The sequence below is a fragment of the Xanthomonas sp. SHU 308 genome, from assembly GCF_000364645.1.
Taxonomy (GTDB): Bacteria; Pseudomonadota; Gammaproteobacteria; order Xanthomonadales; family Xanthomonadaceae; genus Xanthomonas_A; species Xanthomonas_A sontii.
The window spans coordinates 1-3,555 of record NZ_AQOK01000056.1 but is presented as its reverse complement, the minus strand read 5'-3'; the positions used below and the strand labels follow the sequence as shown (position 1 = coordinate 3,555).

Sequence of the window (3,555 nt, the reverse complement as noted above, 5' to 3'; positions counted from 1 at the left end):
CGCGGCCTGCGCCGCAGCGGCCAGCGCCAGGACCGCCAGCCACCGCGCGCGCAGGCGCCGTGGCCGGCGCGCGATCACAGCGCCAGGATCGCCTGCGCCAGTTCCAGATCGCTGGCCTGTTGCGCCTGCGGGTTGCGCTCGCGCAGCACGCGCAGCGCCGCTTCCAGTTGCACGCCGCGGATACGGCCGGCGCTGGCGACGAAGCCGGCCGCGTCGTCGCGCGCCTGCAGCACCACCTTGTCGTTGTTGGAACTGCTGTCCGAGGACGCCGAGCTGCCGGCCGAGCCGGCGGAGGCCGAACCGGCGGAACTGCCGGCGAAGCTGGACGCCTGCGCGAACGCGGGCAGGATCAGGGCGAACAGCAGGGCGCAGCGCGCGGTCACTCGGGTCATTGCAATCGTTCCAAACGGGATCGTGAAAAAGGGGACGGCCAGCGCCGCGCCGCATAGCCTAGCGGTCCGCCCCGCGCAGCGCCTGAACGGGCCGCGCGGCATCGGTGCCAGGCTGGACTCAGGGGTCGAACAGCTTGCCCGGATTGAGCAGCCCGGACGGATCGAACACGCGCTTGACCGCGCGCATCAGCGCGATCTCCTCGGCGCTGCGCGTGCTGTCCAGGTAGGGTTTCTTGACCAGGCCGATGCCGTGCTCGGCGGAGATGCTACCGCCGTGCTCGGCCAGCACCTGCGCCAGCAGCTTGGTGACCTGCTCGCAGGCGGCGATGAACTCCGCCGGCACAGTGGCCTCGGGCTTGAGCACGTTGATGTGCAGGTTGCCGTCGCCGATGTGGCCGAACCACACCACCTCGAACTGCGGGTAGGCCTCGCCGAGCAGCGCCTGGGTCCGCGCCAGGAACGCCGGCATCGCCGAGATCCGCACCGACACGTCATTCTTGTAGGGGGTGTAACGCGCCACCGCCTCGGTAATGCCTTCGCGCAGGCGCCACAGCTGCGCGGCCTGCGCCTCGCTCTGGCTGATCACCCCGTCCAGTACCCAGCCCTGCTCCATGCAGGCCTCGAACGCGGCCAGCGCCGCGGTCTCCTGCGCCTCGTTGCCGCTGGCGTACTCGGTGACCACGTAGTACGGATAAACGGTGTCGAACGGCGCCTGCGCGCCATGCGCGAGCACGTGCTGCAACGCGCGGTCGGTGAAGAACTCGAACGCCTCCAACTGCAGCCGGCTGCGGAATGCAGCGAACACCTGCATCAGCACCTCGAACGAGGGCAGCGCCAGCAGCATCACGTTGCTCGGCGGCGGCGGGTCGGTGAGGCGCAGGGTGGCTTCGACCACGATGCCGAGGGTGCCTTCGGAGCCGATCAGCAACTGGCGAAAATCGTAGCCGCTGGAATTCTTGATCAGCCCGCGGTTGAGCTCGAGCAGTTCGCCGCTGCCGGTGACCACCTTCAGCCCGGCGATCCACTCGCGGGTGTTGCCGTAGCGGATCACGCGGATGCCGCCGGCATTGGTGGCGATGTTGCCGCCGATCGAGCACGACCCGCGCGCGGCGAAGTCCACCGGGTACAGCAGCCCGTGCTCGCGCGCGGCGTTGTGCACCGCCTCCAGCGGCATGCCGGCCTGCACGGTGAGGGTGCGGTCGACGGGATCGAACGCCAGCGCCTTGTTCATCCGCTCCAGGCTCAGCACCAGTTCGCCGTGCGCGGCCACCGCGCCGCCGGACAGGCCGGTACGGCCGCCGGAGGGCACCACCGCCACCGCGTGGTCGTTGGCCCAGCGCAGCACCGCCTGCACCTCCTCCACCGTGGCCGGCAACGCGATCGCCAGCGGCGCCGGGGTCCAGCGCCGGGTCCAGTCGCGGCCATAGTGCTCGAGGTCGGCGGGATCGGTCTTCAGGCGCAGGCCGGGAACGGCAAGGGCCAGGGCATCCAGGCGCGGGTCGGTCATGAGCGGAAAGGCATCGGTGGAGGCAAGCATTCAAGCGTGCCAGCGTTGCGTAACCGCGTCCAGTTGGGAAGGAGCCGGGGCTCGGGAATCTAGAGCCGGGACCCGGGACCCGGAAAAGCAAAAGCAACCGACGTGGGACGTCAAGCAACACCGTCAGGCGCAAGAGGTGCACGCTTCTCCCGGGTCCCGGGTCCCGAGTCCCGACTCCTCCCAACAAACATCGATGCACCTGAAACCTTTCCAGCGTTGCATCGCTATCCTCCCGGCATCCTATTGCGGCGCACCAAAGCGCTAAGCCATCTGGCATAGTGACCGGCCCGTTGGCCATCGCTCCCTCGCCGCAATGTCGCCCAAGAAGACCTCGTTCCCAAAGCAGGATATCCGCGTGCTGCTGCTCGAAGGCATCAGCCAGACCGCCGTCGACGTGTTCCGCGCGGCCGGCTACTCGCAGATCGAACTGCACGCCAAGTCGCTGCCGGAAGACGAACTCAAGCAGCGCATTGCCGAGGCGCACATCGTCGGCATCCGCTCGCGCACCCAGCTCAGCGCCGAGGTGCTGGCCCACGCCAAGCGCCTGATCGCGGTCGGCTGCTTCTGCATCGGCACCAACCAGGTCGACCTGGACGCCGCCGAACTGGCCGGCATCCCGGTGTTCAATGCGCCCTACTCCAACACCCGCAGCGTCGCCGAGCTGGTGATCGCCGAGGCCATCCTGCTGTTGCGCGGCATTCCGCAGAAGAACGCCGAATGCCACCGCGGCGGCTGGTCGAAGTCGGCCGCCGGCAGCCACGAGACCCGCGGCAAGGTGCTGGGCATCGTCGGCTACGGCCACATCGGCACCCAGGTCGGCGTGTTGGCCGAGGCGCTGGGCATGCAGGTGATCTTCCACGACATCGAGACCAAGCTGTCGCTGGGCAACGCCCGCACCGCCACCGACCTGGACGACCTGCTGGCCCGCTCGGATGTGGTCACCCTGCACGTGCCGGAAACCGCGGCCACCCGCGACATGATCGGCGCCACGCAGCTGGCGCAGATGAAGCCGGGCGCGCACCTGATCAACGCCTCGCGCGGCACGGTGATCGACATCGACGCCCTGGACGCGGCGCTGCGCAGCGGCCACATCGGCGGCGCCGCGGTGGACGTGTTCCCGATCGAACCCAAGGGCAACGGCGACCTGTTCGAATCGCCGCTGGCCGCGCACGACAACGTGATCCTGACCCCGCACGTCGGCGGCAGCACGCTGGAAGCGCAGGACAACATCGGCGTGGAAGTGGCGGCCAAGCTGGTGCGCTACAGCGACAACGGCAGCACCCTGTCGGCGGTGAACTTCCCCGAGGTGACCCTGCCCGAGCACGCCGAGAGCCTGCGCCTGCTGCACATCCACCGCAACGTGCCGGGCGTGCTGTCGCAGATCAACGAACTGTTCTCGCGCCACAACGTCAACATCGACGGCCAGTTCCTGCGCACCGACCCCAAGGTCGGCTACGTGGTGATCGACGTGGCCGCCAGCGAGGAGCAGGCGGCGGTGCTGAAGGAGGAACTGGCGCAGGTGGCGGGGACGTTGCGGACGCGCATTCTTTACTAGCGGGGATTGGGGATTCGTGGGTGCGCTGCGCGACCCGGACCCTCACCCCAACCCCTCTCCCGGAGGGAGAG

The 3,555-nt window shown here is 69.0% G+C and carries 3 protein-coding genes; 1 reads left to right on the top strand and 2 read right to left on the bottom strand.

The window, feature by feature from the left end; genetic code table 11:
- Positions 1 to 74 precede the first annotated feature (74 nt).
- Positions 75 to 392 carry a DUF2388 domain-containing protein gene (locus D588_RS0102670; RefSeq protein WP_010341821.1) on the bottom strand — a complete coding sequence of 106 codons (318 nt, stop codon included), beginning with the start codon at positions 390 to 392 and terminating at the stop codon, positions 75 to 77.
- Between the two features lie 118 nt (positions 393 to 510).
- The gene (locus tag D588_RS0102665) at positions 511 to 1,899 is read right to left on the bottom strand and encodes an FAD-binding oxidoreductase (protein ID WP_017914867.1); all 1,389 of its coding nucleotides are present in this window, start codon (positions 1,897 to 1,899) and stop codon (positions 511 to 513) included.
- Between the two features lie 343 nt (positions 1,900 to 2,242).
- Between D588_RS0102665 and serA the strand changes: the two genes are divergently transcribed.
- Positions 2,243 to 3,484 carry a phosphoglycerate dehydrogenase gene (gene serA / locus D588_RS0102660; protein WP_017912139.1) on the top strand — a complete coding sequence of 414 codons (1,242 nt, stop codon included), beginning with the start codon at positions 2,243 to 2,245 and terminating at the stop codon, positions 3,482 to 3,484.
- Positions 3,485 to 3,555 lie beyond the last annotated feature (71 nt).

Excerpts from the sequence above, each read along its gene's own strand:
- D588_RS0102665 (WP_017914867.1), bottom strand. The coding sequence starts at position 1,899 with ATGACCGACCCGCGCCTGGATGCCCTGGCCCTTGCCGTTCCCGGCCTG.
- serA (WP_017912139.1), top strand. The coding sequence starts at position 2,243 with ATGTCGCCCAAGAAGACCTCGTTCCCAAAGCAGGATATCCGCGTGCTG.
- D588_RS0102670 (WP_010341821.1), bottom strand. The coding sequence starts at position 392 with ATGACCCGAGTGACCGCGCGCTGCGCCCTGCTGTTCGCCCTGATCCTG.